At 59.9% G+C, this 25,109-nt stretch carries 28 protein-coding genes; 11 read left to right on the forward strand and 17 right to left on the reverse strand.

From position 1 onward, the window contains the following. Window positions 1-37 precede the first annotated feature (37 nt). The 8 genes from hisG to GIW04_RS06040 all read right to left on the reverse strand — a co-directional run bounded on the left by hisG (window position 38) and on the right by GIW04_RS06040 (window position 5,564). Window positions 38-673, reverse strand: coding sequence for an ATP phosphoribosyltransferase (hisG, locus tag GIW04_RS06005; RefSeq protein ID WP_003188599.1), 636 nt, complete (start codon window positions 671-673; stop codon window positions 38-40). Between the two features lie 213 nt (window positions 674-886). Next, window positions 887-2,152 carry a UDP-N-acetylglucosamine 1-carboxyvinyltransferase gene (gene murA / locus GIW04_RS06010; protein WP_003188598.1) on the reverse strand — a complete coding sequence of 422 codons (1,266 nt, stop codon included), beginning with the start codon at window positions 2,150-2,152 and terminating at the stop codon, window positions 887-889. Window positions 2,153-2,175: 23 nt separating this feature from the next. Beyond that, window positions 2,176-2,415, reverse strand: coding sequence for a BolA family protein (locus tag GIW04_RS06015; RefSeq protein ID WP_003188597.1), 240 nt, complete (start codon window positions 2,413-2,415; stop codon window positions 2,176-2,178). Between the two features lie 114 nt (window positions 2,416-2,529). Next, on the reverse strand, window positions 2,530-2,835 hold the full coding sequence (locus tag GIW04_RS06020; RefSeq protein WP_003188596.1) for an STAS domain-containing protein: 306 nt from the start codon (window positions 2,833-2,835) through the stop codon (window positions 2,530-2,532). Beyond that, a complete protein-coding gene (locus tag GIW04_RS06025; RefSeq protein WP_094774465.1) occupies window positions 2,832-3,479 on the reverse strand; it encodes an MlaC/ttg2D family ABC transporter substrate-binding protein in 648 nt (215 codons plus the stop codon). Before GIW04_RS06025 ends, GIW04_RS06020 begins: the two co-directional genes overlap by 4 nt. Before the next feature lie 11 nt (window positions 3,480-3,490). Further along, on the reverse strand, window positions 3,491-3,958 hold the full coding sequence (gene mlaD, locus GIW04_RS06030) for an outer membrane lipid asymmetry maintenance protein MlaD (RefSeq protein WP_003188593.1): 468 nt from the start codon (window positions 3,956-3,958) through the stop codon (window positions 3,491-3,493). Continuing rightward, window positions 3,958-4,755 (reverse strand): lipid asymmetry maintenance ABC transporter permease subunit MlaE, encoded by a 798-nt coding sequence (mlaE, locus tag GIW04_RS06035; RefSeq protein WP_003188592.1) that lies wholly within the window; start codon window positions 4,753-4,755, stop codon window positions 3,958-3,960. The genes mlaD and mlaE overlap by 1 nt, the downstream gene beginning before the upstream one ends. Beyond that, on the reverse strand, window positions 4,755-5,564 hold the full coding sequence (locus GIW04_RS06040) for an ATP-binding cassette domain-containing protein (RefSeq protein WP_003188590.1): 810 nt from the start codon (window positions 5,562-5,564) through the stop codon (window positions 4,755-4,757). Before GIW04_RS06040 ends, mlaE begins: the two co-directional genes overlap by 1 nt. Window positions 5,565-5,874: 310 nt before the next feature. Here GIW04_RS06040 and GIW04_RS06045 point away from each other — a divergent pair, with 310 nt between their 5' ends. The 10 genes from GIW04_RS06045 (at window position 5,875) to GIW04_RS06090 (ending at window position 12,883) form a co-directional block, all read left to right on the forward strand. Continuing rightward, on the forward strand, window positions 5,875-6,849 hold the full coding sequence (locus GIW04_RS06045; RefSeq protein WP_003188589.1) for a KpsF/GutQ family sugar-phosphate isomerase: 975 nt from the start codon (window positions 5,875-5,877) through the stop codon (window positions 6,847-6,849). Beyond that, complete coding sequence (locus GIW04_RS06050) at window positions 6,850-7,374, forward strand: KdsC family phosphatase (RefSeq protein ID WP_003188588.1); 525 nt, start codon at window positions 6,850-6,852, stop codon at window positions 7,372-7,374. It begins immediately after the preceding gene. Between the two features lie 8 nt (window positions 7,375-7,382). Further along, the gene (gene lptC / locus GIW04_RS06055; RefSeq protein ID WP_120248664.1) at window positions 7,383-7,955 is read left to right on the forward strand and encodes an LPS export ABC transporter periplasmic protein LptC; all 573 of its coding nucleotides are present in this window, start codon (window positions 7,383-7,385) and stop codon (window positions 7,953-7,955) included. Next, window positions 7,942-8,475, forward strand: coding sequence for a lipopolysaccharide transport periplasmic protein LptA (gene lptA / locus GIW04_RS06060; RefSeq protein WP_003188584.1), 534 nt, complete (start codon window positions 7,942-7,944; stop codon window positions 8,473-8,475). Before lptC ends, lptA begins: the two co-directional genes overlap by 14 nt. Further along, window positions 8,475-9,200, forward strand: a complete 726-nt coding sequence (gene lptB, locus GIW04_RS06065) for an LPS export ABC transporter ATP-binding protein (RefSeq protein ID WP_003188582.1) — start codon at window positions 8,475-8,477, stop codon at window positions 9,198-9,200. Before lptA ends, lptB begins: the two co-directional genes overlap by 1 nt. A gap of 184 nt (window positions 9,201-9,384) precedes the next feature. After that, window positions 9,385-10,878 (forward strand): RNA polymerase factor sigma-54, encoded by a 1,494-nt coding sequence (locus tag GIW04_RS06070; protein ID WP_003188580.1) that lies wholly within the window; start codon window positions 9,385-9,387, stop codon window positions 10,876-10,878. 75 nt (window positions 10,879-10,953) lie between these two features. Further along, window positions 10,954-11,259, forward strand: a complete 306-nt coding sequence (hpf, locus tag GIW04_RS06075) for a ribosome hibernation-promoting factor, HPF/YfiA family (RefSeq protein ID WP_003171804.1) — start codon at window positions 10,954-10,956, stop codon at window positions 11,257-11,259. 10 nt (window positions 11,260-11,269) lie between these two features. After that, on the forward strand, window positions 11,270-11,734 hold the full coding sequence (gene ptsN / locus GIW04_RS06080) for a PTS IIA-like nitrogen regulatory protein PtsN (RefSeq protein WP_003188579.1): 465 nt from the start codon (window positions 11,270-11,272) through the stop codon (window positions 11,732-11,734). 2 nt (window positions 11,735-11,736) lie between these two features. Beyond that, window positions 11,737-12,594, forward strand: a complete 858-nt coding sequence (gene rapZ, locus GIW04_RS06085) for an RNase adapter RapZ (protein ID WP_003188578.1) — start codon at window positions 11,737-11,739, stop codon at window positions 12,592-12,594. 16 nt (window positions 12,595-12,610) lie between these two features. After that, a complete protein-coding gene (locus GIW04_RS06090) occupies window positions 12,611-12,883 on the forward strand; it encodes an HPr family phosphocarrier protein (protein ID WP_003188577.1) in 273 nt (90 codons plus the stop codon). Between the two features lie 122 nt (window positions 12,884-13,005). Here the strand turns inward: GIW04_RS06090 and GIW04_RS06095 are convergent, their stop codons facing one another. From GIW04_RS06095 to pmbA, 6 genes are all read right to left on the reverse strand, one after another. Continuing rightward, window positions 13,006-13,899, reverse strand: coding sequence for a ZIP family metal transporter (locus tag GIW04_RS06095; protein WP_034134873.1), 894 nt, complete (start codon window positions 13,897-13,899; stop codon window positions 13,006-13,008). Window positions 13,900-13,931: 32 nt separating this feature from the next. Next, complete coding sequence (locus tag GIW04_RS06100) at window positions 13,932-14,543, reverse strand: superoxide dismutase (RefSeq protein ID WP_034134872.1); 612 nt, start codon at window positions 14,541-14,543, stop codon at window positions 13,932-13,934. A gap of 1 nt (window position 14,544) precedes the next feature. Beyond that, window positions 14,545-14,973: a hypothetical protein gene (locus GIW04_RS06105; RefSeq protein ID WP_003188573.1), complete on the reverse strand. Its 429-nt coding sequence runs from the start codon at window positions 14,971-14,973 to the stop codon at window positions 14,545-14,547. Between the two features lie 27 nt (window positions 14,974-15,000). Then, window positions 15,001-16,377 (reverse strand): class II fumarate hydratase, encoded by a 1,377-nt coding sequence (locus GIW04_RS06110; protein WP_003188571.1) that lies wholly within the window; start codon window positions 16,375-16,377, stop codon window positions 15,001-15,003. Then, window positions 16,370-16,765: a hypothetical protein gene (locus GIW04_RS06115; RefSeq protein WP_003188570.1), complete on the reverse strand. Its 396-nt coding sequence runs from the start codon at window positions 16,763-16,765 to the stop codon at window positions 16,370-16,372. Before GIW04_RS06115 ends, GIW04_RS06110 begins: the two co-directional genes overlap by 8 nt. Before the next feature lie 146 nt (window positions 16,766-16,911). Then, complete coding sequence (gene pmbA / locus GIW04_RS06120) at window positions 16,912-18,258, reverse strand: metalloprotease PmbA (RefSeq protein ID WP_120248663.1); 1,347 nt, start codon at window positions 18,256-18,258, stop codon at window positions 16,912-16,914. Between the two features lie 108 nt (window positions 18,259-18,366). Between pmbA and yjgA the strand changes: the two genes are divergently transcribed. Then, window positions 18,367-18,888 carry a ribosome biogenesis factor YjgA gene (gene yjgA, locus GIW04_RS06125; RefSeq protein ID WP_003188568.1) on the forward strand — a complete coding sequence of 174 codons (522 nt, stop codon included), beginning with the start codon at window positions 18,367-18,369 and terminating at the stop codon, window positions 18,886-18,888. A gap of 45 nt (window positions 18,889-18,933) precedes the next feature. On the opposite strand, the gene tldD is transcribed toward yjgA, so the two are convergent. From tldD to GIW04_RS06140, 3 genes are read right to left on the reverse strand one after another with little or no spacing between them, the layout of a single operon-like run. Continuing rightward, the gene (gene tldD / locus GIW04_RS06130) at window positions 18,934-20,376 is read right to left on the reverse strand and encodes a metalloprotease TldD (RefSeq protein ID WP_003188566.1); all 1,443 of its coding nucleotides are present in this window, start codon (window positions 20,374-20,376) and stop codon (window positions 18,934-18,936) included. A 16-nt stretch (window positions 20,377-20,392) separates the two neighbouring features. Next, window positions 20,393-21,241: a carbon-nitrogen hydrolase family protein gene (locus GIW04_RS06135; protein WP_094774472.1), complete on the reverse strand. Its 849-nt coding sequence runs from the start codon at window positions 21,239-21,241 to the stop codon at window positions 20,393-20,395. 48 nt (window positions 21,242-21,289) lie between these two features. Next, window positions 21,290-25,105 carry a YhdP family protein gene (locus tag GIW04_RS06140; RefSeq protein ID WP_120248662.1) on the reverse strand — a complete coding sequence of 1,272 codons (3,816 nt, stop codon included), beginning with the start codon at window positions 25,103-25,105 and terminating at the stop codon, window positions 21,290-21,292. Window positions 25,106-25,109: the final 4 nt, after the last annotated feature.

The following is a 25,109-nucleotide window of genomic DNA, read 5'->3' on the forward strand; positions in this document are numbered from 1 at the left end:
GGATAGACGGGCGTAGCTCTTCAGCTACGCGGGTGAGTCAACCGCGGTGTCGAGACTCCACTGCCTTGCGCAGGGTGTCGATCAACGCCTGAATACGGGCATGCTGCATCTTCATCGATGCTTTGTTGACGATCAGGCGGGAGCTGATGTCAGCGATGAAATCCTGGGGTTCCAGACCGTTGGCACGCAGGGTGTTGCCGGTGTCGACCACGTCGATGATCTTGTCGGCCAGGCCAATCAGCGGCGCCAGCTCCATGGAGCCGTAGAGCTTGATGATATCGACCTGACGGCCTTGTTCGGCGTAGTAGCGCTTGGCAACGTTGACGAACTTGGTGGCGACCCGCAGGCGGCCCTTGGGCTCGACGTCACCGACGCGGCCGGCGGTCATCAGTTTGCACAGGGCGATGCGCAGGTCCAGGGGCTCGTACAGGCCCTGGCCGCCGTATTCCATCAGCACGTCCTTGCCGGCAACACCCAGGTCGGCGGCGCCATGTTCAACGTAGGTCGGCACGTCGGTAGCCCGCACGATCAGCAGGCGCACGTCGTCCTGGGTCGTGGGGATGATCAGCTTGCGGCTCTTGTCCGGATTCTCGGTCGGCACGATGCCCGCTTCAGCCAGAAGCGGCAACGTGTCGTCAAGGATGCGGCCCTTGGACAGTGCGATGGTCAACATGGGAAATGTCAGTCCTTCATCAGGCTATTGCTGTCCGGTCACAAACGGCGCCAGACACAGATCGAGGCCATGACAGCCTCGATTTGAAACAAACCAGTGTTTGTAGGAGCGAGCTTGCTCGCGAAGAACGTCAACGATAACGCGTTTATTCAGAGTCAACGCGGTGCACATGAGGCCTTCGCGAGCAAGCTCGCTCCTACAGGGCAGCGGGGACTAGCCCGGTACGCGGCGAATCTTCGCGCCGAGCATCTGCAGTTTCTCTTCGATGCACTCATAACCACGGTCTATGTGGTAGATGCGGTCGATCAGGGTGTCGCCTTCGGCGCACAGCGCCGAGATCACCAGGCTGGCCGAAGCACGCAGGTCGGTGGCCATGACTGGCGCGCCCTTGAGCTTGTCGATGCCGGTGACGATAGCGGTGTTGCCTTCGACCTGGATCTTGGCGCCCATGCGGTGCAGTTCATACACGTGCATGAAACGGTTTTCGAAGATGGTCTCGATCACGGCACCGGTGCCTTCGGCAATCGCGTTCAAGGAGATGAACTGCGCTTGCATGTCGGTCGGGAACGCCGGATACGGAGCAGTACGCACGTTGACAGCTTTTGGCCGCTTGCCGTGCATGTTCAGCTCGATCCAGTCTTCGCCGGTGGTGATCTCTGCGCCGGCTTCCTTGAGTTTTTCCAGGACGGCTTCAAGGATAGTCGGATCGGTGTCCTTGACCTTCACACGGCCACCGGTCACGGCAGCGGCAACCAGGTAGGTGCCGGTCTCGATGCGGTCAGGCATGACTTTGTAAGTGGCGGTGTGCAGACGCTCTACACCATCAATAGTGATGGTGTCGGTGCCAGCGCCGGAAACTTTGGCGCCCATGGCGTTGAGGAAGTTGGCCAGGTCGACCACTTCCGGCTCGCGCGCGGCGTTCTGCAGCACGCTGCGACCGTTGGCCAGGGCAGCAGCCATCATGATGTTCTCGGTACCGGTGACGCTGACGGTATCGAAGAAGAAGTTCGCGCCACGCAGGCCGCCTTCCGGCGCCTTGGCCTTGATGTAGCCGCCTTCGACGTCGATGACTGCGCCCATGGCCTCAAGGCCACGGATGTGCAGGTCGACCGGACGCGAACCAATGGCGCAACCGCCAGGCAAGGCCACTTCGGCTTCGCCGAAACGGGCAACCATCGGGCCCAGCACCAGGATCGACGCACGCATGGTTTTCACCAGTTCGTACGGGGCGATCAAGGTCTTGATGGTGCGCGGGTCGATTTCGACCGCCAGCTTCTCGTCGATCACCGGCTCAATGCCCATGCGACCGAACAGTTCGATCATGGTGGTGATGTCGTGCAGGTGCGGCAGGTTGGCCACAGTCACCGGGCCATCGCACAGCAGGGTCGCTGCCAGGATCGGCAAGGCAGAGTTTTTCGCACCGGAAATGCGGATCTCGCCATCAAGGCGGGCACCGCCGGTAATAATCAATTTATCCATAAGAATCTCGACGCCTTGGGGGCTCAGGTGCGCTCGGCCCAGGCCGCGCGGCTGAAAAATTTCATAGTGACCGCATGGATGCTGCCATCCGTGATCCATGGGTTCAAATGGGCATAGATCTGCTGCTGACGCTTGACCGGGCTCAATGCCGCCAGTTCATCGCTAATCACGTTCAGCTGGAAATTGCAGCCTTCGCCTTCAACTTCTACAGTCGTTTCCGGCAGCTTTCCTTCAAGGAAGCTCTTAACTTCTAGGGCCTGCATGCTCAACCTCTATCGGCGCCCAGTGCGCACGGGTCGCACATCATACAAAAAAGCCCCGCGCCTGCGAACCCCGCATAGCAGGACTCTGACGGGGGGCTTCTTTAATAATGTGTATTAAGGATGCGCCAACAGCTCGGTCAAACCGGAAACTTCGGCAATTTCGCGCATGTCTTCTGGCAACGCACGGATGCTGACCGGTTTTTTCGCCGCCTCGGCATCACGCATGAAGCACAGCAACAACGACAGGCCAACACTGCTGGACTTGGTCACCGCCGAGCAATCGAGCACCAGTTCTGGCGCCTTGCTGGCCTTGATCAGCGCCTGGCCCTGCTTGCGCAGGTCAGGCCCAGTGCGGTAATCCAGCACGCCGCTGAGGAACAGCTCGCCGGCATCGCCGATACGAACAGCCGACTCGGTCATTGCGCAGGCTTCCCGGCAGCTTTGTCGGTTTCTTCCTTGGCCTTGGCCACTTCACCGGCCCAACCATTGATGGTCTTGTCCAGGTCGTTGCCATTGCGCTGCATTGCGTCGGCGAACTGATCACGGAACAGCTTGCCGATGTTGATACCGTTGATGATCACGTTGCGCAGTTTCCACTCGCCGTTGATCTTCGTCAGGGTGTAGGACACTGGGTACACGGCGCCATTGCTGCCGGAGACTTTCATCCCGACTTCAGCACGGTCGCCCGACTCGTCCTTGGGCGCATCAACGACAATGCCCTGGTTGTTGTATTCCAGCAGAGCGTTACCGTAGAACTGGAACAGGCCCTTCTTGAAGTTTTCCTGGAACGTCTGCATCTGCGCAGGCGTAGCCTTGCGCGAATACTTGACCGTCATGATGCTTTTGGAAATACCTTCAGCATCGACCACAGGGCCAACGATCGTGTTGAGCGCGTTGTAGAACTTGGAAGGGTCTTGCTTGTACTGTTCTTTGTTAGCCTTGAGGTCAGCCAGCATTCTGCTGGTGGTGTCCTGCACCAAATCGTGGGCAGAACCTGCCGCGTTGGCCATCATCGGCAATGCTGCAAGCAGTACCAGCAGGCCACGTCGCAAGGTAGAGATCATGAACAGATTCCTCATTTGGCGTCTTTATTGACCGTATTGAGCAAAAATTTTCCGATCAGGTCTTCAAGCACCAGCGACGACTGTGTGTCGTGGATGGTCGAACCATCCTTGAGCAGGGCTGTTTCCCCGCCCACGCTGACACCGATGTACTTCTCGCCCAGCAACCCCGCAGTGAGGATAGATGCTGTGGAGTCAGTCGGCAGATTATCTACCTTCTTGTCCAGTTGCATCGTCACCCGACCGGTAAAGCTGTCGCGATCCAGATCGATTGCCGTGACCTTGCCGATGGTGACACCGGCCATGGTCACTTTGGATCTGACCGTCAAACCGGCGATATTGTCGAAGTACGCGTAAAGTTTATAGGTATCGGCGGTAGGGCTGGCCGAAAGGCCGCTGACTCGCAGGGCCAACAACAGTAAAGCCAGGATGCCAGCCAGCAAGAAAAGGCCGACACCGATTTCCACAGTGCGGTTTTGCATCAGAAATCTCCAAACATCAAGGCGGTCAAAATGAAGTCAAGGCCCAGTACCGCCAGCGAGGCGTACACAACGGTCTTGGTAGTGGCACGACTGATCCCTTCTGAGGTGGGCTCACAGTCATAGCCTTGGAATACGGCAATCCAGGTCACCACAAAGGCAAAGACAATGCTCTTTATGATGCCGTTGAGCACGTCACCGGTGAAGGTCACGCTGTTTTGCATGTTGGCCCAGTAGGAGCCGTCGTAGACCCCCAGCCAGTCAACCGCCACCCACGAACCGCCCCAGATACCCACCACGCTGAAGATCATCGCCAGCAATGGCAGGGAAATGAAGCCGGCCCACAGGCGCGGGGCAACAATGTACTTGAGCGGGTCCACGCCGATCATTTCCAGGCTGGACAGCTGCTCGGTGGACTTCATATTGCCGATTTCAGCCGTCAGCGCCGAACCTGCACGCCCCGCGAACAACAAGGCGGTGACCACGGGGCCAAGCTCGCGCAACAGGGTCAGGGCCACCATCTGCCCTACCGCCTGCTCCGAGCCGTAGCTGGAGAGGATATTGAAACCCTGCAGCGCCAGCACCATGCCGATGAACACGCCGGAGACCACGATGATCACCAGGGACATCACCCCCACCGAGTGCAGCTGCTTGACCAGCAGGCCAAAGCCGCCGCCGATGCCGCCGCGCCCCAGCAAGGCGTGGAACAGGAAAATGGTCGAACGCCCCAGCACTTCGACGATGTCGATGCCCGAGCGACCGAAAAGGCGAACCTTCTCGATAAGAGATGTCTTGCGCATCAGCGCTTCCCCAGAAGATCTGAGCGGTAGTCCGCTGCCGGAAAGTGAAAAGGCACCGGGCCATCGGGGTTGCCGGTCATGAATTGGCGAATACGCGGGTTATCGGCATTCATCAACTCTTCAGGCGTACCCTGCCCCAGCACCTGACCATCACCTACTACATACAGGTAGTCGGCAATGCTCGCGGTTTCGGCCAGGTCGTGGGACACCACGATACTGGTGATCCCCAGTGCATCGTTGAGCAGGCGGATCAGGCGCACCAACACGCCCATGGCGATCGGGTCCTGGCCCACGAATGGCTCGTCGTACATGAGGATCTGTGGGTCGAGGGCGATGGCCCGTGCCAGGGCGACACGGCGCTTCATGCCGCCGGACAACTCGTCCGGCATCAGGTCGATGGCACCGCGAAGGCCCACGGCCTGCAGTTTCAGCAACACGATGTCACGAATCATCTCGTCGGACAGCTGGGTGTGCACCCGCAGCGGGAAGGCCACGTTTTCGAACACATCGAGGTCGGTGAACAGCGCGCCGCTCTGGAACAGCACGCCCATGTGCTTGCGCGCATCGAACAGATCGCTGCGCGACAGCGTCGGCAGGTTCTGGCCGTTGACCCACACTTCCCCGGCACTGGGGCGCAATTGCATGCCCATCAGGCGCAACAGGGTGGTCTTGCCGCAACCGGAAGGCCCCATGATGCCCGTGACCTTGCCGCGAGGAATGCGAATATCGACGTTATTGAAGATGCTGCGCGTCCCGCGCTTGAAGGTAAGACCCTTCAGCTCGACCGCGTAGGCGTTATCGGCACTCATCTAATCTCCTTGGGATGCAGCCTTTCACTCAGACACCATGTGTGCGACTTTGGTTTTCAACTGATGCGCAATAGTAAGGCACATGGGTTGGGCGGACCGAACTGGCGGCGAACTATATCACTGCTGGTACAGAGCGCCCAAGGCCGGAACAGCGCTGGTTCAGATTTGAGACAGGGAAAAAACGTTGCTTGCTATGTTACCGAAGGTGCTTTTCAGTTATCCCGCGCACAAAGCCTGACGAACTTGCGTGAGGGAATCGATCATTACCGCTATAATCGCCGACTTTTCGTCAGGCTATACGATTTCAGACATGAGCCAATCCAGCGACCTTATTCAATCCGCACAACGCACCATACGCCTTGAGCTTGAAGCCGTAGAAGGCTTGCTGGCGCATATCGACGCGGATTTCGTGCGCGCCTGCGAGATGATTCTGGCCAGCAAGGGCCGCGTTGTGGTGGTCGGCATGGGCAAGTCCGGCCACATTGGCAACAAGATCGCCGCGACCTTGGCGAGCACCGGGACCACGGCGTTTTTCGTGCATCCGGCCGAAGCCAGCCACGGAGACATGGGCATGATCACCAAGGATGACGTGATTTTGGCGCTGTCCAACTCCGGCACCACCAACGAAATCGTGACCCTGTTGCCGCTGATCAAGCGCCTGGGCATCCAGATGATCAGCCTCACAGGCAACCCTGAGTCAACGCTGGCCAAGGCCGCCGACGTCAACCTGAACGTGCACGTGGCCCACGAGGCCTGCCCGCTGAACCTGGCGCCCACCTCCTCCACCACCGCCGCACTGGTGATGGGCGATGCCCTGGCGGTGGCACTGCTGGAGGCTCGCGGGTTTACCGCTGAAGACTTCGCGTTTTCCCATCCCGGTGGTGCACTGGGCCGTCGCCTGTTGCTGAAAGTGGAAAATGTGATGCACAGCGGCACAGAATTGCCGAGCGTTCCACGCGGCACCCTGCTGCGGGATGCGCTGATGGAAATGACCCGCAAGGGCTTGGGCATGACCGCCATCGTCGAGACCGATGGTCGGCTGGCCGGGATCTTCACCGACGGCGACCTGCGTCGCACCCTGGACCGCACCATTGATATCCACACCGCCACCATCGACGCCGTGATGACCCCTCACGGCAAGACCGCGCGCGCCGAAATGCTCGCGGCTGAAGCGTTGAAGATCATGGAGGACCACCGGATAGGCGCACTGATCGTGGTCGACCACGATGATCGGCCGATCGGGGCCCTTAACCTTGGCGACTTGCTGCGCGCAGGAGTGATGTAAATGACCAGCGACCTGATGCAACGCGGTAAAAACATCAAACTGGCGATTTTCGACGTTGACGGCGTGCTGACGGATGGCCGCCTGTACTTCCTCGAAGACGGCAGCGAATTCAAGACCTTCAACACCCTCGACGGCCAAGGCATCAAGATGCTGATGGCAGCTGGCGTGCAAACCGCAATTATCAGCGGTCGAAAAACACCGGTTGTGGAACGCCGCGCACAAAACCTCGGTATTCCTCACCTGTATCAGGGCCGCGAGGATAAACTGGTGGTGCTGGACGAGCTTCTTGGCCAACTCAACCTAAGCTATGAACAGGTCGCCTATCTGGGCGACGACCTGCCAGACCTGCCGGTGATTCGCCGGGTGGGCCTGGGCATGGCCGTCGCGAATGCCGCAGCGTTTGTGCGCGAACACGCCCATGGCATCACCACCGCCCGTGGCGGCGAAGGTGCCGCCCGCGAGTTCTGCGAGTTGATCCTGCGTGCCCAGGGCAGTCTTGAAGCGGCCCACGCCGCCTACCTATAGAGCGTTATATGCTGAGCAAAAAGATTCGCAACTTCCTGTTATTCGGGGTCATCGCCGCGCTGCTCCTGGCGGTGGGCTACTGGAATATCAGCCCGGAGCGCTTTCTCGACAAGCCTGTTGCGCAGGTTGACGAAGGCCTTATCGACTATTACGCCACCAATGCCTACAGCATTCAGTACCTGCCCGACGGCAAGGTGCAGTATGAATTGAGGTCGGACAAGGTCGAACACTTGAAGGTAGCCGACGTTAGCCTGCTGACCAATCCGGACCTGAACCTGTATCGCGGCACCGAATTTCCCTGGCACGTCACCAGCAAGCGTGGCGAAGTGAACGCGGACGGCACCGAAGTTGAACTGATCGACTCGGTTCGCGTCGCACGTACAGACGCGCAGAACCGCGACACCATCATTACCAGCAGTCGCATGACCGTATTCCCACAGAAGCAATATGCGCAGACCGAGCAAGACGTTAGAATCGACGGCGCTGGCGGTGTATCGACTGGCAAGGGAATGAAAGCGTATTTGAAAGAAAGCAGGATACACCTGCTATCGAACGTAAGAGGACAGTATGAGGCTCGTTAAAACCCTCCCTATTTTGCTCGGTCTGGGCGCAGCACTGGGAAGCGTGAGCGCCTGGGCTCTGCCGAACGATAGCCAGCAACCGATCCACATCTCGGCTGACGATGCGCAGCTCGATGACAAGAAAGGTGTCGCCACCTACACCGGCGGCGTAATCATCACCCAAGGGTCGATGAAGATAACCGGCAACACGGTGACCCTGACGCGCACCCCGGCAGGCGACATTGACGTGGTGACGTCGGTGGGCAACCTGGCTTATTTCGAGCAGAAACAGTCCGCCACCGACACCGGCCCGATGAAGGGCTACGGCAAGACTATCCAGTATCACGCCCAGCAGAATCGCATCGTACTGATTGACCAGGCCAAGGTGCTGAGCCCGGACGGCAACTCCACGGAAGGTGAAAAAATCACCTATGACACCGTGAAGCAGATCGCTAACGCCGGTCGCGCCAACGGCAACAAGGTCACCGCACCCCGCCCACGCATCGACATGGTTATCCAGCCGAAGAAGAAGGCCGAGTAATGGCAACCCTGAAAGCCCAGCATCTGGCCAAGGCCTATAAAAGCCGCCAGGTGGTACGCGACGTCAGCCTGTCGATCGACAGCGGCCAGATCGTCGGCCTGCTAGGCCCTAACGGTGCCGGCAAAACCACCTGCTTCTATATGATCGTCGGGCTGGTCCAGGCAGACCAGGGTCGTGTATTGATCGACGACCTGGACGTCAGCCACCAACCCATGCACGGCCGTGCACGGGCAGGTATCGGCTATCTTCCCCAGGAAGCGTCGATCTTCCGCAAACTGTCGGTAGCCGACAACATCATGGCGATCCTCGAGACCCGCAAGGAACTTGATCGCGATGGCCGCCGCCAGGAGCTGGAAAGCCTGTTGCAGGAATTCCACATCAACCACATTCGCGACAACCTCGGCATGAGCTTGTCCGGTGGTGAGCGTCGCCGCGTGGAAATCGCTCGCGCCCTGGCGACTGCGCCGAAATTCATCCTGCTGGATGAACCCTTCGCCGGTGTCGACCCGATTTCGGTGGGTGACATCAAGCAGATCATCCATCACCTCAAGGCCAAGGGCATTGGGGTGCTGATCACGGACCACAACGTACGCGAGACCCTGGATATCTGCGAAACCGCTTATATCGTCAACGATGGTCAGCTGATTGCCGAAGGCGATGCCGAGACGATCCTGGCTAACGAGCTGGTGAAGGAAGTGTACCTGGGTCACGAGTTCCGCCTGTAAACACAGGGGTATCGCGCTTTTCCCTTGAGCGCGCGGGAGTCAATAGAAACCTCGGTTTTTTTATTGTTACCGCGCTCTAGGCAAAGGCCCCGAGATCAGGCATATAATTTGCTTATGTTTGGCGCTCACGCGCCCTGTCGTGGATGGCGCATTGCGCCGGCGAATAAGGTGTTAAGCCCCTGCCATGAAACCATCGCTAGTCCTGAGAATGGGCCAGCAGCTGACGATGACACCGCAGCTGCAACAGGCCATCCGCCTGCTCCAATTGTCGACCCTGGACCTGCAACAGGAAATCCAGGAGGCCTTGGAGTCCAATCCGATGCTCGAACGCCAGGAAGAAGGCGACGACTTCGACAACGCAGATCCGCTGGCCGACAACATCGAGCAAAAACCCAATCCCGACGTGCAGGAACCCTCCTATCAGGAAACCGCCCCGACGGTGGACAACCTGGAGGAAGGCGACTGGAATGAACGCATTCCCAACGAGCTTCCCGTGGACACCGCATGGGAAGACGTCTACCAGACCAGCGCCAGCAGCCTGCCGAGCAACGATGACGACGAGTGGGACTTCACCACCCGTACGTCGGTGGGCGAGAGCCTGCAGAGCCACTTGTTGTGGCAACTGAACCTGGCGCCGATGTCCGATACCGATCGCCTGATCGCGGTCACCCTGATCGACTGCATCAACAACCAGGGCTACCTGGACGAAACCCTCGACGAGATCCTCGAGGCCTTCGACCCGGAACTGGACATCGAACTGGACGAAATCGAAGCCGTCCTGCACCGCATCCAGCAATTCGAACCCGCCGGCATTGGTGCCCGCACGCTCAGCGAGTGCCTGTTGCTGCAACTGCGCCAACTGCCGGCCAAGACGCCATGGCTCACCGAAGCGCAACGGCTGGTCAGTGACTACATCGACCTGTTGGGCAGTCGCGACTACAGCCAACTGATGCGCCGCATGAAGCTCAAGGAAGATGACTTGCGCCAGGTCATCGAGCTGGTGCAAAGCCTCAACCCGCGTCCGGGCTCGCAGATCGAATCCAGCGAAGCCGAATACGTGGTCCCCGACGTCATCGTGCGCAAGGACAACGAACGCTGGCTGGTGGAGCTGAACCAGGAGTCGGTACCGCGTCTGAGGGTCAACCCGCAGTACGCCGGTTTTGTGCGCCGCGCTGACACCAGCGCCGATAACACCTTCATGCGCAACCAGTTGCAGGAAGCGCGGTGGTTCATCAAGAGCCTGCAAAGCCGCAACGAAACCCTGATGAAAGTCGCGACCCAGATCGTCGAGCACCAGCGCGGTTTCCTGGAATACGGCGACGAGGCCATGAAGCCTCTGGTGCTGCACGACATCGCCGAAGCCGTCGGTATGCACGAATCGACGATTTCCCGGGTCACCACGCAGAAATTCATGCATACCCCACGGGGTATTTATGAGCTGAAATACTTTTTCTCCAGCCACGTCAGCACCTCCGAAGGCGGCGAATGCTCGTCCACGGCGATCCGCGCGATCATCAAAAAACTGGTTGCCGCGGAAAATCAGAAAAAGCCGTTGAGTGACAGCAAGATCGCTGGTTTACTGGAGGCACAAGGCATTCAGGTCGCCCGTCGAACCGTCGCCAAGTACCGCGAGTCCCTAGGGATCGCGCCTTCCAGCGAGCGTAAGCGTTTGATGTGACGGGCGGGCCACAGCGTTCCAGTGGTGGGTATTCCTGCCCACCGCTTTATGCACTGGCAACGAAGGAGAAGCTGTATGCAAGTCAACATCAGTGGACACCAGCTGGAAGTCACCAAGCCCCTGCGTGAATACACCGAGAGCAAACTGAACAAGCTTGCGGGGCATTTTGACAAGATCACCAACGTGCAGGTCATCATGGAGGTCGATAAGCTCAAGCAGAAAATCGAGGCCACCCTGCACGTACCGAATGCCAAGCTCGTCGCCAATGCGGAACATGAAGATATGTACGCGGCAATCGACTCGCTCTACGACAAGCTCGACCGCCAACTCATAAAGCATAAGGAAAAGAATCTGCACCTGATGCAAGGTACAGGTCGTTAACTCTCCCCCCATGATCCGACTTGAAACCATCCTGACCCCCGGCCGTTCCCTCGTGAACGTGCCGGGCGGCAGTAAAAAGCGCGCCCTCGAACAAATTGCCAACCTGATCAGCAGCCAAGTGCCTGAGCTGGAGATGCAAGATGTTTTCGAAGCCCTGATCGCCCGTGAAAAACTCGGCTCGACCGGTTTTGGCAACGGCATCGCCATTCCTCACTGCCGTCTCGAAGGCTGCGATACCCCGGTCAGCGCTCTGCTGCACTTGGAAAAACCCATCGACTTCGACGCCATCGACGGTGCCCCGGTTGACCTGCTGTTCGTTCTGCTGGTCCCGCAAGCCGCCACCGATGCGCACCTGGAACTGCTCCGGCAGATCGCCAGCATGCTGGACCGCAAGGATGTACGCGACAAACTGCGCAGCGCCTCCAGCAATGAAGCGTTGTACCAAGTTGTCCTGGATGAACAAAACGGGCAGTAATCATGCGTTTGATCATCGTCAGCGGTCGCTCCGGCTCGGGTAAGAGCACCGCCCTCAATGTGCTTGAGGACAACGGCTTCTATTGCATCGACAACCTGCCAGCCGGCCTGCTGCCAGAGCTGGCGGAACGTGCATTGATCCATACCGAATTGGCACAGCCACTTGTGGCTGTCTCGATTGATGCGCGCAACCTGCCCAGCCACCTCTCGCGGTTCCCGGAACTGCTGGAAGAAGTGCGTGCCAAGCACATTCATTGCGACGTGCTGTACCTGGATGCCGACGAAGAAACCCTGCTCAAGCGTTTCTCCGAAACCCGTCGACGTCACCCCCTCAGCAGTGCCAACCGCTCCCTGGCCGAAGCCATCGAGGACGAGACCAAACTGCTGGGGCCGATCATTGACCTGGCCGACCTGAAGATCAACACCACCAACCTGAACCTGTATCAGTTGCGCGATGCGATCAAGCTGCGCCTGCTGAACCAGCCTGAGCCGGGGACGGCGTTTCTGGTCGAGTCGTTTGGCTTCAAGCGTGGCATGCCGGTCGATGCCGACCTGGTCTTCGACGTGCGCTGCCTGCCCAACCCTTACTGGAAGCCGGAATTACGCGATCAGTCCGGGCTGGATCAGCCTGTGGTCGACTACCTGGCCGCGCAACCCGACGTAGAAGAGATGTTCCAGGACATCTCCAGCTACCTGCTCAAATGGTTGCCGCGCTTTGCCGCCAGCAATCGGGCCTATGTCACCATTGCCATTGGTTGTACCGGTGGTCACCACCGCTCGGTCTATTTGACTGAACGGCTGGGCCAGGTGCTGCAACAAACCCTCAAGAACGTCCAGGTTCGCCACCGCGACCTGAGTTGAAAGGAACACCTGCGCGATGCCTGCTCTGGAAATTGAAATCATCAACAAGCTGGGCCTGCACGCCCGGGCGTCGGCTAAATTCGTTGGAGTGGCCGGGCAGTTCCCCTGCCAGATACGTGCTGGGCGTACGCCAGAGTCCATGGTCGATGGCAAGAGCATCATGGCGATGATGATGTTGGCGGCCGGGAAAGGCACCAAGATCCACCTGAGCACCGAAGGTGAGCAAGAAGACGAAGCAATGGCCGCGCTGGTCGAGTTGATCAACAACTACTTCGACGAAGGCGAGTAACCCCTACTGTAGGAGCGAACTTGCTCGCGAAAAACGTCAACGATAACGCGGGCATCGTTGTTTAACGCGGTGCTCTTGCGTTCTTCGCGAGCAAGCTCGCTCCTACATAGATAAAGCCATCCTCAGCCCAACGCCGTATCCATCACCATCATCAGGCAAAACCCGAGGCACAGCCCAAGGCTGGCGAGCTTTTCATGGCCATTGCGGCGCGATTCGGGGATGACTTCATGAGTCACTACCAGCAACATTGCCCCGGCGGCCAGCGCCAAACCCAACGGCAATAGCACTTCGGCAAGGCTCACCAGCCATGCGCAGAGCACCGCAAATACCGGTTCAACCAAGCCCGATGCAGCGCCAATCAGGAAGGCCTTGACCCGCGACATTCCCGCTCCCGCCAATACCAACGCAATCACCAGCCCTTCGGGGACATCCTGCAGGGCAATGCCCATGGCGAGGCTGTCGGCATCCGTCATGCCTCCGCCCGCCGAAACACCCACAGCCATGCCTTCAGGAATGTTGTGCGCAATGATGGCAAACACGAATAACCAAATACGCGGCGGGATAACCGGCTTATCCGCTGTACCCACCAGCATTTCCGGGCTGGCGCCAGAGACCTTGCGGTCCACCAGGTACAGGCCGAACGCTCCGAGCATGATGCCGAAGCTGATCAGGCCACCGGCGCCCCAGGGCGACAGCCCCAGGCTTTCAGCAGCCGCGATACCCGGCACGACCAGGGAAAACGCGGTCGCCGCCAGCATCACACCAGCCCCAAAGCCCAGCAGGGTATCGCTCAGCGCCATCGGCATGCGCCGAATCACCAACACCGGCACCGCCCCCAGCGCGGTGCCGAGCGCGCAGATCGCCCCGCCCTGCAAAGCACGCAGAATGCGCGGTTCCAGGTTCAACCAGGCCAGCCCATGGGCCACCAATAACGCAGTACCTGCCAATAGCAGCAGCGTGCCAAACGCATAACGAAACATTCGTACGCTACCGATCGCCAGTGTTTGAGTGCCCATAGTCGGCCTTAGATCTTGTTATGGAGTGAGTGTCAGGCCAAGGCCGCCTGATAGCGCGCGGCAACTTCCGGCCAGTTGATGACGCTGTAAAAGGCATTGATGTACTCGGGTCGTCGGTTTTGATATTGCAGGTAGTAAGCGTGTTCCCAGACGTCCAGACCGAGGATGGGTGTATTGCCGCTCATCAGCGGGCTGTCCTGGTTGCCGCTGCTTTCCACCACCAGCGTTTTCTGCGGCGTAACGCTCAACCAGGCCCAGCCGCTGCCGAAACGCGTCAACGCCGCCTTGGTGAACGCCTCCTTGAAGCTGTCGAAACCACCCAATTGCTCGTCGATAGCCTTACCCAGCGCGCCATCGGGTTTGCCGCCCCCTGTCGGTGACATGACTGCCCAGAACAACGAGTGGTTCGCATGCCCGCCTCCTTGGTTGACCACGGCAGCGCGTAATTTCTCCGGCAATGTTTGGACGCTGGACACCAGCTTCTCCACCGGCCAGCCGGCGAACTCAGTGCCCTCGACCGCAGCATTGAGGTTATTGATGTAGGTCTGGTGGTGCTTGGTGTAGTGAATTTCCATGGTTTGCGCGTCAATATGCGGCTCGAGGGCGTCGTAGGCGTAAGGCAAGGCCGGCAAGGTATAGGTCATATCAATGTGCTCCATAGTGGGACGTGGACGTTGGCGTCGCAGCACTGCCCAGTAGCCGATGAGTGCGTGGGTATTCGCCGTGATCGCTGATGAAATTCAGCAGCTCGACGTAGGTCTTGCTGCTCTGGCGCAGCGCGGCCTCGCGCAATGACGGGCTGAGGCGCGGGTCCTGCATGGTCTGCAAAAGGCGCTGATGAATAGCGCACAGGTATTCCGCGCTTTCCTCAGGCTGGTTCAGACGCAAGTGCAGGTCTGCCAGGTTGTGATGGGAAATGACGCAAGCGGCCACCGCTTCGTCAGCATCCGCCCAGCGTTCGAACAACACTTGGGCCAGGGCCAGGGCTTGCAGATAGGCCTCGCGAGCGTCAACCAGCTCACCCGCCATAAAGCAGCGATTGGCCCGTTCGATCGTGCGTTTCCAGTGCTCCATGGTGAGCCTCCAAAGCAGGGTCGTTGATTACACGCCGCCAGCCGTGAGCTTTTCCGGGTCCAGCAGGACTTCCAGTTGGCTGCGCGGCAGGTCGGTGTGTTCGAGGGCGACCTCGATCACCGGGCGGCCTTGCTGATACGCCTTCTTGGCGATTTCAGCGGCTTTCTGGTAGCCGATGATCGGGTTAAGTGCGGTGACCAGGATCGGATTGCGTGACAGCGCTTCCTTGAGCTTGGGTTCGTTGACCTTGAAGCTGGCAATGGCCTTGTCCGCCAGCAACCGGCTGGCATTGGCCAGCAACTCCAGGCTGCTGAGCAGGTTCTGGGCAATGATCGGCAGCATCACATTCAGCTCGAAGTTGCCCGATTGGCCGGCCACGGTGATCACTGTGTCATTGCCGATGACCTGGGCAGCCACCATGGCGGTCGCTTCCGGGATGACCGGGTTGACCTTGCCCGGCATGATCGACGAGCCCGGCTGCAGCGCCTCCAGTTCGATTTCACCGAGGCCAGCCAATGGGCCGGAGTTCATCCAGCGCAGGTCATTGGCGATCTTCATCAGTGACACCGCCGTGGCTTTCAACTGGCCAGAGACTGCAACGGCGGTGTCCTGGGAGCCAATCAGCGCGAACAGGTTCTTGCCAGGGGTGAACTTCACCCCGGTCAAAAGGCTCAGTTGCTGGCTGAAGCGCCCGGCAAACTCGGGGTGCGCGTTGATCCCGGTACCGACCGCCGTGCCGCCCTGTGCCAGTGCTTGCAGCGCCGGCAGCAGGTCCTGCAAGTGGCCGATATTGGCCTTGAGCTGCTGCGCCCAGCCGTTGAGCACCTGGCTCATGCGCACCGGCATGGCGTCCATCAAATGCGTGCGGCCGGTCTTGATGAACGGGTGAACTGCCTCGGCTTTTTGCTCGATGACCTGCACCAGATGCAGCAGGGCCGGCAGCGTTTGCTCATGCAGCACCAACGCGGCACTGACGTGGATGGTGGTGGGGATGATGTCGTTGCTGCTCTGGCCGCAATTCACATGATCGTTGGGGTTAACCGCCTCGCCCAGCAAACGGCTGGCAAGCGTCGCGATCACTTCGTTGGCGTTCATGTTGGAGCTGGTGCCGGAGCCGGTCTGGAAGATATCCACCGGGAAGTGCTGCATGTAGTCGCCTTCCAGCAGGCCTTGGGCGGCATCGACAATGGCCTTGCCCTGCCCTTCGCTGATTTGCTTGAGGTCGACGTTGACCCTCGCGGCGGCGGTCTTGGCCAGGATCAGGGCGCGGATGAATTGCGCCGGCATGGGTTGATGACTGATCGGAAAGTTGTTCACCGCACGCTGTGTTTGTGCGCCATACAAAGCTTCTTGCGGCACATGCAGTTCGCCCATGCTGTCGCGTTCGATACGGGTGTTACTCATCATTAGATCCTTGCACCAAGTCAGAAACGGAAATCGAAGGCAGTAATTCGCAGCTCGCCAATTGCCAGGCAAAGGTCTGCCAGCGCTTGAGGCGGCAGGCACAGTGGGAGAGTTTTTCCAGGTCGCGCAGTGGTCGCCAGGCCTGGTCCAGGCACAGGGAGCGCCAATGCCAGGGCAAGGCGACATCAGCGGCGGTGTCGATCAACAAGCGGAATGAGGTTTCGGCGATCGTCCACGGATGGGTTGCGGTGCAACACGCCAGGTACCGACCTTCGTTCAGGTAATGCTCGATCAGGCGGGGTTCATTGGGATCCAGGCCACAGCGAATCTGGCGGCTCATCCAACGCCAGCTTTCCAGATAGGGATCCTCATGCAGGACAGAACTCATGAGCCACACTCACTCGGTAATGATATTTATTATTAAATGATATTGAGAATCAAAACAAGAGTGGCCTATTGATCCTGCGAAAAGAGCTGCAATAAAAAAGGCGCGCCATCTTGCGATGGCGCGCCTTTTGAGGACGTGCTGGAGGATTAGCTGCCAGCGACCGTCATGCGTTCGATCAGCACCGAACCCGTACGGATATTGCTGCGCAGTTCCAGGTCGTTACCCACGGCAACGATCTGCTTGAACATATCGCGCATATTGCCGGCGATGGTCACTTCCTGGACGGCGAACTGAATTTCGCCGTTCTCCACCCAGAAGCCCGCCGCACCGCGCGAGTAGTCACCGGTGACCATGTTCAGGCCATGGCCCATCAATTCAGTCACCAGCAACCCACGCCCCATACGCCGCAACAACGCGGCCTGGTCTTCATCGCCATGGGTCACGAACAGGTTATGAACGCCCCCCGCGTTGGCGGTACTGGGCAGGCCCAACTTGCGACCGGCATAAGTGCCCAGCACATAAGACACCAGCTCACCTTTCTCGACAAACGGCTTGGCATAGGTCGACAAGCCATCGCCGTCGAACGACGAACTGCCCATGGCGCGCATCAAATGCGGGCGCTCGTCGATGGTCAGCCACTCAGGAAACAGCTTCTGGCCGATGGCGCCTTCCAGGAACGAAGACTTGCGATACAGGTTGCCTCCTGAAATCGCCCCCAGGAAGCTGCCGAATAAACCACCGGCCAACTCTGCGGAAAACAGCACAGGCACTTCGCAGGTCGGCACCGGGCGCGCGCCCAGGCGGCTCGCAGCCCGTTGCGCCGCACGCTGGCCAATGCTTGCAGGGTCTGCCAGTAAATCGCCTTGGCGGTTTACGTCGTACCAGTAATCACGCTGCATCTGCCCGTTGGCTTCGGCAATCATCACGCAACTGAGGCTGTGACGCGTGGAGGCATAACCACCGATAAAGCCATGGCTGTTGCCGTAGACGCGACAACCCTGATGGGTGCTCAAGGTGGTGCCGTCCGCATTCTTGATGCGGGCATCGGCATCGAAGGCTGCCGCTTCGCAGGTCAGCGCCAGCTCGATGGCTTGCTCAGGGGTGATATCCCAGGCATGGAACAGGTCAAAATCCTGCACCTCCTTGGCCATCAGCGCCTTGTCGGCCAGGCCCGAGCTTTCATCCTCGGAGGTGTGCTTGGCAATCGCCAGTGCTGCGGCGACGGTCTCGCGAATTGCCTCAGGGCCACTGGCGGAAGTGCTGGCCGAGCCTTTGCGCTGGCCCGCATACAAGGTAATGCCAAACCCTTGGTCACGATTGAATTCAACCGTTTCCACTTCCCGCTTGCGCACCGAAGTCGACAACCCTTGCTCCAGCGACACCGCCACTTCACAGGCGCTGGCCCCCTGGCGCTTGGCCTCGGCAAGGATCTGCTCGACTTGTTCCTGCAGTGCCGGTAACGCTTGTGGACCGACGCTTTGGGCTGCACTCATGGTTTTCTCCACTCAAATTCTGCTTTCGGTAATGGCCATCGAGCGACCGGGCCGGACAAGCGGCCCCCGACTGGTTATCATGGCGGCGTTTCTTTGCGGACTGCCACCATGGTTGATTCTTACGACGACTCCCTCGATGGGGAGAAAAGCAAAACCCAGGTCAAACGCGAGCTGCATGCTCTGGTTGACCTTGGCGAGCGCCTTACAACGCTCAAAAAGGATTTGGTTGCCAAACTGCCACTGACCGACGAAATGCGTCGGGCCCTGGCGGATGCGCCCAAGCACACCGCGAATATCGCGCGTAAACGGCACATCTCGTTTATCGGCAAACTGATGCGCGATCAAGACATTGACGCCATTCTGACTTTGCTCGATCAAACCGATGCCTCCACTCGCCAGTACAACGAACGCTTCCACAACCTGGAACGTTGGCGTGACCGCCTGATCTCGGGCGATGACGCGGTGCTGGAGAAATTCGTACTGGACTACCCGGACGCGGACCGCCAGCAATTGCGCTCCCTGATCCGTCAGGCTCAGCACGAGCTGGCGCATAACAAGGCGCCAGCCACCAGCCGTAAAATCTTCAAGTACATCCGTGAGCTGGACGAGACTCAACGCGGCCTGCGCTGATCCTCTTCCCCGGGTGGCGGTCTTCGCCACCCGAAGCTCCGGTTCCTACGATCCCGTGCCACCCACGGTAATCGCATCAATTTTCAAGGTTGGCTGGCCGACACCTACCGGCACCGACTGCCCATCCTTGCCGCACGTGCCCACGCCGCTGTCCAGCGACAGGTCGTTACCGACCATCGACACTTTGCTCATGGCTTCCGGCCCGTTACCAATCAACGTCGCCCCTTTGACCGGCGCGGTAATCTTGCCGTCTTCGATCAGGTACGCCTCGCTGGTGGAGAACACGAACTTGCCGCTGGTGATGTCCACCTGGCCGCCGCCGAGGTTGGCGCAGTAGATACCGCGTTTGACCGAGGCAATGATTTCTGCCGGATCGCTTTGGCCACCGAGCATGTAAGTGTTGGTCATGCGCGGCATTGGCAGGTGCGCATAGGATTCACGGCGACCATTACCGGTGCGCGCCACGCCCATCAGGCGGGCGTTGAGCTTGTCTTGCATGTAGCCCTTGAGCACGCCGTTCTCGATCAGGGTGGTGCATTCGGTCGGCGTACCTTCGTCATCGACACTCAGCGAACCACGGCGGCCGGCCAGGGTGCCGTCATCGACAATGGTGCACAGCTTGGACGCAACCATTTCGCCCATGCGCCCGCTATAGGCGGAACTGCCCTTGCGGTTGAAATCGCCTTCCAGGCCATGGCCCACGGCTTCGTGGAGCAACACGCCAGACCAACCCGAGCCCAGCACCACCGGCAAGGTGCCGGCCGGTGCCGGTATCGCCTCCAGGTTGACCAATGCCTGGCGCAGCGCCTCACGGGCATAGCCCATGGCACGGTCGTCAGCGAGGAAATAACGGTAGTCGGTGCGCCCGCCGCCGCCATGGCCACCGCGCTCGCGGCGCCCGTTCTGTTCGACGATCACGCTCACATTGAAACGCACCAGCGGCCGCACATCCGCCGCCAGCCCACCGTCGGTGGACGCCACAAGGATGCGCTCCCACACGCCGGCCATGCTTACGGTCACTTGCTGGATACGCGGGTCCAGAGCGCGGGTAGCTGCGTCGATACGCTTGAGCAGCTCGACTTTTTCCGCACGGCTGATCACTTCCAAGGGGTTATCCGGCGCATACAACTGGGCCACGTCCTGGGTACTGAATGCCTGCACCGTGCCATTCTGGCCGGCACGGGAAATCGAACGGGCGGCACGCGCCGCCAGGCCCAAGGCCTCCAGGGTGATCGCATTGCTGTAGGCAAAGCCGGTCTTCTCACCCGATTGCGCGCGAACGCCTACGCCCTGGTCAAGGTTGAAACTGCCTTCCTTGACGATCCCATCTTCCAGCGCCCATGACTCGGAAATCTGCCCCTGGAAATACAGGTCAGCCGCATCGATACCCGGCCCGGCAAGATCGCCGAGCACGGTTTGCAGGCTTTCGATGGTCACGCCACCGGGTGCCAGGAGGTGATCACTGACTGAGGACAACAACTCGCTCATAGGTTTGGCCTTAAATTCATCGTTCTGAAGCAGGCCGCTGCGCGCCCTGCGAGAAAAAGCGCCGGTGATTGGCCACCGGCATGCGCGCCCGTATCGACGCCTGTTCACTGCTATCGCGTTCGGCCAGTAACACCGCTTCGCCTTGATCCTGTTGCGCCAGCACTCGGCCCCAAGGGTCGACAATCGCTGCGTGGCCAAAAGTTTCCCGTGGCCCTGGATGCACACCACCCTGGGCGGCCGCCAGCAAGTAGCACTGGGTTTCAATGGCCCGCGCACGAATAAGCACATCCCAGTGCGCAGCCCCGGTCACCGCCGTGAAAGCCGAAGGCGCGGTAATCAGTTCAGCCCCCGCCGCGCGCAACTCGCTGTACAGCTCCGGGAAACGCAGGTCGTAACACACCGTCAACCCCACACGGCCCACCGGCGTATCCGCCACCACCACCTGGTTACCGAAAGCATAGTCGTCAGATTCGCGATAACGACCGCGAGCGTCCGCTACGTCCACATCAAACAGATGGAGTTTGTCGTAGCGAGCGACGATTTCACCCTGATCGTTGATCAGCAGCGAGCAAGCGTTGGGCTTGGCGTGGGGCTGGTCCTTGGGCGGCAACGGTAATGTGCCGGCCACTATCCATAAGGTGAGGTCGCGGGCGGCCTGTTTCAACCAGGGCAACACAGGCCCTTGGCCCAACGCCTCGGCGCGGCCAATGTCGGCCACGTCACGGCGCCCCATGGCGGCGAAATTCTCCGGCAGCACCGCGAGTTTCGCGCCACCGGCCGCCGCCTGTTCCAACAGGCGACGCGCCTGGGCGAGGTTGGCCAGCACGTCACTCTGGCTGACCATTTGAATTACCGCAAAGGACATGGGCCGACACTCCATACAGGGCATTGGGCCATGCTACTCCACAGCCTCTCAGTTTGGCTTTTCAAATGGCTTGTCGAAGGTGATTTTCGGATCCTTCCAAGGGCCCTGCACCTTGTATTGCACACTGGCAAAGCGCGAAACCCGGTCACCGATCAGCTTGTCGATCAAAAACAGCGCACCACCAATGGCCGGCGCGCCGACAATCAGCGCTGCAATCGGCAGGTTGTTGGTCACAGGCAAGGTGACCAGCAACTTGGCGTCGACGCGATCGGCAACCAGATCCAGGGTGCCGTTAAGCTCAAGATTGGTGGAAGGCCCGGTCATGGTGATGGGCTCGCGGGTCACGAACACACCATTACTGGCGGCCAACAAGCCTTTGACCCGGTCATAACTCAAACCCTTGCCGAACAAGTCGGAAAAGTCCAAACGCAAACGCCGGCCAATGGAGTTGAAGTTAAGCAGGCCAAACACTCGCAATGCCTGGGCCCCGCCCTCCACTTCGACGAACTGACCTTTACGGAACGCAGCATCCAGGCTGCCGGAAAAGCGCTTGGGCCCGACCCAGGCCGGCGAACCCGGCCAGCGGCCATCCACGTCCAGATGAAAGTCTTCGCTGGTCACCGTAGGCGCAAAGCCCCAGCCCTTGAGCACGTCGGCAATGTTGCGGCCATCAAGGCGGCCCTTGTACCAACTGCTGCTGGCGCCTGGCGCACCTTCCCAACCCCCGGCGCCCTTGAGCAGCATGCCCTTGAGGCCCAGGTCGAGGTTATTGAAGGCCAGGCCCTTGGCGGTGGGGCGGATCCTCAGCGACCAGGCGCCGATCAGGTCCGAGCCCTGGAACAACTGGTCGACGGCAATATCCAGCGCCGGAATGCTTTTTGGGTCGATATCGGCCAGCGGGTCCGGCGCGTTTTCGTCCGCCTGCGCGGTCGGGTCTGGCGCAGGCAATTTCACATACTTGAGGTTGACCGCAATCGGCGCGCCTTTGGCGTCCGGCAGGTTCACCGCGCCCTTGGCTTGCTGGCTATCGAGTTGCAGGCCCCAGGCCGCTGGTTTGCGATCGAGCTGCAAGCTGACCTGGTCAAACTGGGTACCAAACCCGGTCAGCTTGCCCACTTTGAAGTCCGCACCGCTGAGCAGTTGCTTGGCATTGCCACCTGGATCATTGCCCGCGTAGCGATCCACAAGTTTCTTCCAGGGATCGATATCCAGTTCCGACAGCACGCCACGAATGCGCAGGCCCTTGGCCCCCGGCAGCACGGCATCACCATCGCCTAGGAACAGTTCGCCGCGGCCATCATTGAACTTGTCCGGCGGCGCAGCAAAGGTGAAGTTAGCCAGCTCGCCGTAATCAAACCAGTAACGGCGCTCAGCGCCCTGCAAAGTCATGCGAAAGGTGCTGTCACGTCCCTGGCTGGCCGGCATGCCGAACGGTGCCGGCAGGTCCACCGCGACACCCTTGAGGTTGGAATTGACCATTAACTGGCTGTCTGCGCCGTCGAGGATCACTTGCAACTGGTAGGGAATATCGCCGGAAACCGGCAACGGCTGGCTGATTTTCAACCAGTCCGTGAGGCGCTTGACGGTGACCTGACCATTGGCGGTCACGCGAGTGCTGATATTGCCCGGCTTGCCTTCGGCAAAAATCTGCGCCGTGATGGGGCGGTCGAACGCCTGGGCCGAAATCTTCTGCCCGCTCAGGCCCTTGGCGCTGTCGAAGCGAAAATCACCCTTGAGCTGGGTCAGTTCCAGGGGCGGTTCCGCCAATTGCAGGCGCGCCTTGTCGGTCTTGAAGTCCACCACGATCTTGGGCTCAGTGCCTTTGGCCAGCGGTACGTCCAGGTCCAGGCTACCTTGCAGGTCGCCCTCGCCTTTCCAACCGGCGAACGTAGACGCCGTGCCGATAGGGGCTTCTTGAAGGATCTTCAGGCCGTCGCCCAAACCGCCGGAGAACCCGCCCGTGAGCAGCAGATGACTGTCCCCGCCCGCTGGGGCGTGGGGGATATTGACGTAGACATCCTTGACCTGGGTGTCGAGCAACTGGCCCTTGCTCGCCAGGATGCGTACGCCGCTTTCCTCGACGAACACTTCACCATTGACCTTGTTCGCATGAGGCCAGCCGGGCTGGAAGGCCAGTTCGGCATCATGCACCTTGAAGAACAGGCTGATATTGCGCGACGCCGGCAGCGCATTGTGGCTGAGCGAACCCTGGTACTGGAAGAAGCCTTCGTCCACCGCGCCCTTGAGGATCGCCGTGCGCAGCCATTCATCCAGCGCCGGGCTCAACACGGCCGGTAGGTACTTGGGAGTGAAACGGCCATCGCCATCGACCATGCCGACCCGCAGGTCCATGTAGTCTTCCTGGCTGTGGTCGAAATGCAGGCGAATCAGGAAGTCCGCCGCCACCTTGCCTTCCTCGCCCAGTACCTTGATATACGGGGCAATCAGGGTGAAGCCTTGCTTGTCCAGCTTCCAGGTCAGGCGCGCATTGGCCTGGATGTACTGCCAAGGTTTGGCGAAGATCGGATACAGATGCAAGGAAAAGTCCTTGCTGTCCATGCGCAACTCGCCCTGGCCCAGGTCGCCACTGATGCTGCCGGACACATTGCGTGCGGCCGGCGCGCCAAAGTAGGCATCGAAGCCGACACGCTCCAGGTTGGCGGCAAAACTGAGTTTGCGGTCAGTGGTGTCTTGTGGTCGGAAGTCCACCAGCACATTGCGTAACAGGCCGGTGGCTTTGAGGTGTTCGACGGCCTTGGCAAAGCCGTCCGGCAGCGGTGCCAAGGCGTTGAGCAGCGGTGTGATGGGAGTGAGGTCGAGACGATCGGCCTGCAACTTCCACACTTCCTGCTCCTTGTCGGTGGCCAGGCTTTGCTGCAATTGCAGACGCGACTCCCAACGGGTTTCGCCAATGTTCATCGCCAGGGAATCGAACAGCACCTTGAGGCCAGTGTCACTGCGCTGCAGGTAGGCGGTCAGGGCCAGGTTTTCAAGGTGTACCGGCTTACGGTCGGCGTAGCTGCCCTTCACTTGGGGCGAATTGAGGCGTACCGCCGCGCTTTGCACCGTACCCTTGGCCCAACTGAGCCACAACTCGCCGCCGGCCTTCAATTGCGTCAGCCTCCATTGCTGGGTCAGCCTCGCGGGAATCCACTTGGCCCAGTCGCTTTGCGGCAGGCTCAGGTAGGCATCGACCTCAGCGTCTTGCCACTGGCTGGCGCGAATGCGGCTACGCAGGCTGACGGCCAACGGTTGGCCATCGGGCAAGGTCAGGCGAGCGTCCAGACGCTGCTGGCTCATGCCGGTATGCAGGCTCAGGCCCACATAGGTCACGGTCACCGGCGCCTGGTCGAACGGTTGCAGGGTCACCTGGCTGTCCAGCACCGACACGCGCTTGACCATTTGCATGCGCGTCAGCAGTTGCTGCGGGTCCAACGGCTGGTCGTCCTGCACCGGCAAGCCTTGCAGGGTCCAGCGGCCGTCCTGGTCTTCCTTGACACTCAGTTGCAGGCCACTGACTTGCAGATGAGCGATGCGCACTTCGCGGGCCAACAGGCTGGCCCATATATCCGGCACCACTTCCACCTGGTCCAGGCGCAAGGCACTGCTACCCTCGCCGACCATGACGTCGTGAGCCAGCAATACCGGGGCAAACCCGCTCCAGCGGCCTTCAAGGCTACCGATATGCAGCGGCGTCTCCAGCGCCGCCTGAGCCTTGGCTTCGACTTCGGCGCGGTATTCGGCCACCAGCGGGGTGAGTTCGCGCCCCAGGCTCACGTACACCGCTGCCAATACCAGCAACAAGGCGCACAGGCCCAGGCCCCAACGGGTCAAAGCGGCAAAAAAGCGTATCAGACGCTCCATGTCA

This window comes from Pseudomonas sp. PA-4-8C (assembly GCF_021606625.1).
Classification (GTDB): domain Bacteria; phylum Pseudomonadota; class Gammaproteobacteria; order Pseudomonadales; family Pseudomonadaceae; genus Aquipseudomonas; species Aquipseudomonas lactis.

Bases quoted from the DNA above. Each gene is read 5' to 3' on its own strand.
- mlaD (WP_003188593.1), bottom strand. From the start codon at position 3,958: ATGCAAAACCGCACTGTGGAAATCGGTGTCGGCCTTTTCTTGCTGGCT.
- mlaE (WP_003188592.1), bottom strand. From the start codon at position 4,755: ATGCGCAAGACATCTCTTATCGAGAAGGTTCGCCTTTTCGGTCGCTCG.
- tldD (WP_003188566.1), bottom strand. From the start codon at position 20,376: ATGAGCGAGTTGTTGTCCTCAGTCAGTGATCACCTCCTGGCACCCGGT.
- lptC (WP_120248664.1), top strand. From the start codon at position 7,383: ATGCTGAGCAAAAAGATTCGCAACTTCCTGTTATTCGGGGTCATCGCC.
- GIW04_RS06020 (WP_003188596.1), bottom strand. From the start codon at position 2,835: ATGACCGAGTCGGCTGTTCGTATCGGCGATGCCGGCGAGCTGTTCCTC.
- GIW04_RS06025 (WP_094774465.1), bottom strand. From the start codon at position 3,479: ATGATCTCTACCTTGCGACGTGGCCTGCTGGTACTGCTTGCAGCATTG.
- pmbA (WP_120248663.1), bottom strand. From the start codon at position 18,258: ATGAGTGCAGCCCAAAGCGTCGGTCCACAAGCGTTACCGGCACTGCAG.
- GIW04_RS06090 (WP_003188577.1), top strand. From the start codon at position 12,611: ATGCCTGCTCTGGAAATTGAAATCATCAACAAGCTGGGCCTGCACGCC.
- lptA (WP_003188584.1), top strand. From the start codon at position 7,942: ATGAGGCTCGTTAAAACCCTCCCTATTTTGCTCGGTCTGGGCGCAGCA.
- murA (WP_003188598.1), bottom strand. From the start codon at position 2,152: ATGGATAAATTGATTATTACCGGCGGTGCCCGCCTTGATGGCGAGATC.
- GIW04_RS06105 (WP_003188573.1), bottom strand. From the start codon at position 14,973: ATGGAGCACTGGAAACGCACGATCGAACGGGCCAATCGCTGCTTTATG.
- ptsN (WP_003188579.1), top strand. From the start codon at position 11,270: ATGATCCGACTTGAAACCATCCTGACCCCCGGCCGTTCCCTCGTGAAC.
- hpf (WP_003171804.1), top strand. From the start codon at position 10,954: ATGCAAGTCAACATCAGTGGACACCAGCTGGAAGTCACCAAGCCCCTG.
- GIW04_RS06110 (WP_003188571.1), bottom strand. From the start codon at position 16,377: ATGAGTAACACCCGTATCGAACGCGACAGCATGGGCGAACTGCATGTG.
- GIW04_RS06095 (WP_034134873.1), bottom strand. From the start codon at position 13,899: ATGGGCACTCAAACACTGGCGATCGGTAGCGTACGAATGTTTCGTTAT.
- yjgA (WP_003188568.1), top strand. From the start codon at position 18,367: ATGGTTGATTCTTACGACGACTCCCTCGATGGGGAGAAAAGCAAAACC.
- rapZ (WP_003188578.1), top strand. From the start codon at position 11,737: ATGCGTTTGATCATCGTCAGCGGTCGCTCCGGCTCGGGTAAGAGCACC.
- GIW04_RS06070 (WP_003188580.1), top strand. From the start codon at position 9,385: ATGAAACCATCGCTAGTCCTGAGAATGGGCCAGCAGCTGACGATGACA.
- hisG (WP_003188599.1), bottom strand. From the start codon at position 673: ATGTTGACCATCGCACTGTCCAAGGGCCGCATCCTTGACGACACGTTG.
- lptB (WP_003188582.1), top strand. From the start codon at position 8,475: ATGGCAACCCTGAAAGCCCAGCATCTGGCCAAGGCCTATAAAAGCCGC.
- GIW04_RS06100 (WP_034134872.1), bottom strand. From the start codon at position 14,543: ATGACCTATACCTTGCCGGCCTTGCCTTACGCCTACGACGCCCTCGAG.
- GIW04_RS06140 (WP_120248662.1), bottom strand. From the start codon at position 25,105: ATGGAGCGTCTGATACGCTTTTTTGCCGCTTTGACCCGTTGGGGCCTG.
- GIW04_RS06015 (WP_003188597.1), bottom strand. From the start codon at position 2,415: ATGCAGGCCCTAGAAGTTAAGAGCTTCCTTGAAGGAAAGCTGCCGGAA.
- GIW04_RS06135 (WP_094774472.1), bottom strand. From the start codon at position 21,241: ATGTCCTTTGCGGTAATTCAAATGGTCAGCCAGAGTGACGTGCTGGCC.
- GIW04_RS06115 (WP_003188570.1), bottom strand. From the start codon at position 16,765: ATGAGTTCTGTCCTGCATGAGGATCCCTATCTGGAAAGCTGGCGTTGG.
- GIW04_RS06045 (WP_003188589.1), top strand. From the start codon at position 5,875: ATGAGCCAATCCAGCGACCTTATTCAATCCGCACAACGCACCATACGC.
- GIW04_RS06050 (WP_003188588.1), top strand. From the start codon at position 6,850: ATGACCAGCGACCTGATGCAACGCGGTAAAAACATCAAACTGGCGATT.
- GIW04_RS06040 (WP_003188590.1), bottom strand. From the start codon at position 5,564: ATGAGTGCCGATAACGCCTACGCGGTCGAGCTGAAGGGTCTTACCTTC.